Genomic DNA, 5,262 nt, shown 5'->3' on the forward strand with positions numbered 1-5,262 from the left:
CTGGAACACCCCCGCCCGCCAAGATCAAAACTCCCCTCCCCCAGCCCCTCCCGCGAGCGGGAGGGGAGCGCATAAAGAGGGGCCGGGTAGAGGCTTTTACCCCTCCATTGCCTCGAGTTCCTTGCCCTTGGTTTCCTTGATGAACTTCAGGACGAGGAAGAAGCTGACCGCCGCGCAGACGGCGTAGAAGGTGTAGCTGGCGGCCAGGCCGAGCTTGGAAGCCATCACCGGGAAGCTCTGCGCGATCAGATAATTGGCGAACCACTGCGCGAAGCCGCACACGGCCAGCGCCGAGCCGCGGATCTGGTTCGGGAACATCTCGCCGAGCATCACCCACATCACTGGGCCCCAGCTGACGTTGAAGAAGATCACGTAGAGATTGGCGGCGATCACCGCGAGCTTGCCAAGATCGGGCGAGAGCACCAGCTTGCCCGCCGGATCCAGCGTGCCCTGGCCGAAGGCATAGACCAGAACGAACAGCGTGACGGCCATGCCCGCCGAACCGATCAGCAGCAGCGGCTTGCGGCCGATCTTGTCGACCAGTCCGATAGTGACGAGGCACGCCGCGATCGAGACCGCGCCCGAGACGATGTTGATCAGCAGCGAATCCGCTTCGGTGAAGCCGGCCAGCTGCCACAGCGTCGAGCCGTAATAGAAGATCACGTTGATGCCGACGAGCTGCTGGAACACCGCGATCACGAGGCCGGCCCACAGGATCGGACGGATGCCGCCGGTGCGCGGATCGATCAGGTCGCGGAAGCTCGGGCGGTGATCGACGGTGAAGCTGGCGCGAATCTCTTCCAGCTTGGTGCGGGCGGTGGCCGGGCCGAACAGGTCGGTCAGCACCTTGCTCGCCTGGTCCATATGGCCCTTGGCGACCAGGTAGCGCGGGCTTTCTGGAATGAAGAACAGCGCTACCAGGAACACGGCGGCGGGAATCGCCTGCATCAGGTACATCCAGCGCCATGCTTCCAGGCCGGCCCAAAAGATGTTGGTCGAGGCACCGGCGGCGGCCGCAAGATAATAGTTGACCACGAACGCGGCGGTGAGGCCGGAGATGATCATGATCTGCTGCACCGTCGTCATCCGGCCGCGAATGTTCGCGGGGGCGACTTCGGAGATATAGGCGGGCGACAGCACCGAAGCGGCGCCGACCGCGATCCCGCCGGCGATCCGGGCGACGACGAAGACGCCGTGAAGATGCGCGAAGCCCTGGGCCAGCGCACCGATCAGGAAGATGAAGGCCGCGATCCGCATCACGTTGCGACGACCGATCGCGTCCGCCAGCGTACCGGCGAAGAACGCGCCGATGAAGCAACCGATCAGCAGCGAGCCGACCGTGAAGCCCAAGCCGGCTTCGTCCAGCTGGAACGCGGCCTGCAGGCCCGGCTGCGTGCCGTTTACGGCACCGCTGTCATATCCGAAAAGCAATCCGCCGATCGTGGCAACGGCCACGATGGCGCCGATCAGGCCGATATTGGCCCGCTCCGCCGTCTGGTTCATCCAATCCCTCTCCTCGTCACCCCGGAAATGTGAGGCGATTTGTTAGCGGTAACGCTGGCCTGTGCAACCAGGAAAAGCAAGCCTGCTCGTCCCGATGCGCAACTTTCTGCCAGCCAACCGCTATCGCCGGGGTGGCGGGGCGCAGGATTCGCGCACGATCAGCTGATGCGCAAGCACTTGTTCGGCATGATCGGTGCGGATGTCGGCGCGCAGCTCTTCCAACAGCATCGTCAGCGCCGCCTCGGCCATCGCCGCGATCGGTTGGCGTACGGTGGTCAGTTCGGGCCACATCGTGGTGGCGAGCGCGGTATCGTCGAATCCGACCACGCTCAGATCCTGCGGCACGTGGAGGCCACGGCGATGCGCCACACCCACAGCGGCGGCGGCCATATCGTCGTTGCTCGCGAAGATCGCCGTCGGCGGATGGGCCAGGTCGAGCAGCCGCTCGCTCGCCACGATGCCCGATCGGAAGGTGAAATACCCCTGCTCCACCGGCATCGCCGCTAGATCCAGCCCCGCTTCCTCGATCGCCGCGCAAAAGCCGCGATAGCGCTCTGCGCTGGAGGTCTGGTTCGGATTGCCGCGAATGAAGCCGATGCGGCGATGGCCCATGTCGAGCAGATGCCGAGTCATCGCGCAAGCCGCCGCGAAATCGTCGATGCGCACGTTCAGGCTGCCCTCGGGCGGCAGGCCCATCGCCACCGAAACCCAGGGGATACCCGCCGCTTCCAGCTCGTCGCGCACTGCGCCGGCTTCCGACAGCGGCGGCGGCAGGATCACGCCCTGCACATGGGTTTGTACGAAGCCGCGCGTCGCTTCCGCCTGCTCCTCCGGCCGTTCGCCCTCGCAGGCTTCCAGCACCAGGTGGCAGCCCGCACGCCGGGCAGCGGCCAGGGCGCCGATCAGGAACTGCGAAAGATAGGCAGCGGAAGGATTGGAATAGAGCAGCCCGATCTGCGTCGCTTCCCCTGCGGCCAGGCTGCGCGCGGCGCTGTTCGGAGAGTAATTGAGCTTGGCGATCGCGGCCAGCACCGCTTCGCGAGTCGCCTCGCGCACGTTGGTGCCGCCGTTGACGACGCGCGACACGGTCATGGCGGATACGCCCGCTTCGCGCGCTACGTCCTGCACGGTGATGCTTCCCCGGCTGCGCCGGCTAGGTTTGGTCATCCCCCCTCCTGCACAAACGCATAAGTTCGCGCTACCACGATTGCAATCGTTCGCGAACGACCGCGCGCCCGGTTGACCGGTGTCGCAGCCGCACTTTATAGCTGATAGCGCTACCATCATGGCAACAGGCGACGGAAACATCGTCGCCGGCCTTCAGGGAGAGGAACATGCGCTCACTTCGTCGCTTCGCCGCGATCGCCATCGCCGCGAGCGCCCTGACGCCCTTCGTCGCGTCACAGCCCGCCTCCGCGCAGACCCAGGCCGCCCGGGCCGAAAAGCCGCTCTACAAGGATGCCAGCCAGCCGACCGAGGCGCGGGTGAACGACCTGCTCGCCCGCATGACGCTGGAGGAAAAGGTTCAGCAGCTCGTGGCCTTGTGGCTGAACAAGGGATCGATCCAGGACACCAAGGGCGAGTTCGATGCGGCCAAGGCCAGCGCGAATTTCCCCAACGGCCTGGGCATGATCTCGCGCCCCTATGACCGTCGCGGCGTGACGGCCAGCGAATCGACCGCAGCCGGCGCCAATGCGGGCGACGTCAATCGCAGCCCGGAAGAAACCGCGCGCTACGTCTATGCGGCACAGAAATGGGCGGTGGAGAAAACCCGCCTCGGCATCCCGATGCTCATGCACGAGGAAGCGCTGCACGGCCTGGTCGCGCCGGGCGCCACCAGCTTCCCGCAGTCGATCGGCCTCGCCAGCAGCTTCAACCCCAAGCTGGTCGAACAGATCTTCTCCATGGCGGCGAAGGAAGCGCGCGCGCGCGGGGCAAATCTGGTGCTGGCGCCGGTGGTGGACGTCGCCCGCGATCCGCGCTGGGGCCGGATCGAAGAGACCTATGGCGAGGATCCGTACCTTGTCACCCAGATGGGGCTGGCGGCAATCCGCGGCTTTCAGGGCAGCACGCTGCCGCTCAAGTCCGATAAGGTGTTCATCACCCTCAAGCACATGACCGGCCATGGCCAGCCGGAGAACGGCACCAACATCGGTCCCGCCTCGCTTGGCGAGCGCACCCTGCGCGAGAATTTCTTCCCGCCGTTCGAAGCGGCGGTGAAGACGCTGCCGGTGATGTCGGTGATGGCCAGCTATAACGAAATCGACGGCATACCCAGCCATGCCAACAAATGGCTGCTGACCGACGTGCTGCGCGGCGAATGGGGTTTCCAGGGCGCGGTCGTCAGCGATTACTTCGCCATTCGCGAATTGATGACTCGCCACCACATGTACAAGGATCCGAAGGACGCCGCGCTCCGCGCGATCGACGCGGGAGTCGATGTCGAGACGCCGGATGGCGAAGCCTATGCCAACCTCGTCGCGCTGGTGAAGGAAGGGCGGCTGAGCCAGGGCGCGATCGACAATGCCGTCCGCCGCGTACTCCGCATGAAATTCGAAGGCGGGCTGTTCGAGAACCCCTATCCCGAAGTCAAGCTCGCCGCCGCCCGCACCAACACGCCGGAAGCCGTCGCGCTCGCCCGTCAGGCGGCGCGCGAATCGATCGTGCTGCTCAAGAACGCGCAGGGCCTGCTGCCGCTGGACGCCAAGGGCATCAAGCGCATGGCGGTGATCGGAACCCACGCCAAGGATACGCCGATCGGCGGCTATTCGGACGTGCCGAACCACGTCGTCAGCGTGCTCGAAGGCATGCAGAACGAAGCCAAGGGCAAGTTTGCCGTCGATTTCGCCGAAGGCGTGCGCATCACCGATCACCGCGTCTGGTCGAAGGACGAAGTGAAACTGGTGCCGGATTCGGTGAACGATCAGCTGCGTGCGCAGGCGCTCGAAACCGCCAAGAACGCCGATGTCGTCGTGCTCGTGCTCGGTGGCAATGAAGCGATCAGCCGGGAAGCCTGGGCCGACGAGCATCTGGGCGATAGCGAGACGCTTGATCTGCCGGGGCCGCAGGATCAGCTCGCCAAGGAGCTTTTCGCGCTGGGCAAGCCGGTGGTCGTCATCCTGCTCAACGGCCGCCCCTATGCGGTCAATCATCTGGCCGAAAAGGCACCGGCGCTGATCGAGGGCTGGTATCTGGGCGAGCAGACCGGCACCGCGCTCGCCGATGTCGTGTTCGGCCGCTACAATCCCGGCGGCAAGCTGCCCGTGTCGATTGCCCGCAACGTCGGCCAGCTGCCGATCTACTACAACAAGAAGCCGAGCGCGCGGCGCGGCTATCTGTTCGGCGACACCACGCCGCTCTACCCGTTCGGCTATGGTCTCAGCTACACGACCTTCGACATCTCGGCGCCACGCCTGGGTGCGCCGGTGATTGGCATCGCTGACAAGGCCATGGTCGAAGTGGACGTGACCAACACCGGAAAGGTCGCCGGCGACGAAGTCGTGCAGCTCTACGTTCGCGACGATCTCGCATCGGTCACCCGGCCGCTGCTGGAACTCAAGCGGTTCGAACGCGTGACCCTGAAGCCCGGCGAGCGCCGCACGGTGCGCTTCGAACTCACGCCCGACGATCTCGCTCTGTGGAACAGCGAGATGAAGCGTGTGGTGGAACCCGGCACCTTCACCCTTTCGGCCGGCCCAAACTCGGCGACGCTGAAGAGCGCCACGCTCACCGTTCGATGACATGGCGGGGGCGGCACCG

Annotated in this window: 3 protein-coding genes; 1 reads left to right on the top strand and 2 read right to left on the bottom strand. The window is 65.4% G+C overall.

Annotated features, from left to right (window positions below; all coding sequences use genetic code 11):
* Positions 1-96: 96 nt before the first annotated feature.
* Both B215_RS0114640 and B215_RS0114645 read right to left on the bottom strand, forming a co-directional pair.
* Positions 97-1,503, bottom strand: coding sequence for a sugar porter family MFS transporter (locus tag B215_RS0114640; protein ID WP_019370394.1), 1,407 nt, complete (start codon positions 1,501-1,503; stop codon positions 97-99).
* Positions 1,504-1,623: 120 nt separating this feature from the next.
* Entirely contained in the window at positions 1,624-2,670 is a 1,047-nt protein-coding gene (locus tag B215_RS0114645; protein WP_019370395.1) for a LacI family DNA-binding transcriptional regulator, read from the bottom strand.
* Positions 2,671-2,837: 167 nt separating this feature from the next.
* Between B215_RS0114645 and B215_RS0114650 the strand changes: the two genes are divergently transcribed.
* Positions 2,838-5,243: a glycoside hydrolase family 3 N-terminal domain-containing protein gene (locus B215_RS0114650; RefSeq protein ID WP_019370396.1), complete on the top strand. Its 2,406-nt coding sequence runs from the start codon at positions 2,838-2,840 to the stop codon at positions 5,241-5,243.
* The last annotated feature ends 19 nt before the right edge of the window (positions 5,244-5,262 follow it).

This window comes from Sphingomonas sp. ATCC 31555 (assembly GCF_000282895.1).
Classification (GTDB): domain Bacteria; phylum Pseudomonadota; class Alphaproteobacteria; order Sphingomonadales; family Sphingomonadaceae; genus Sphingomonas.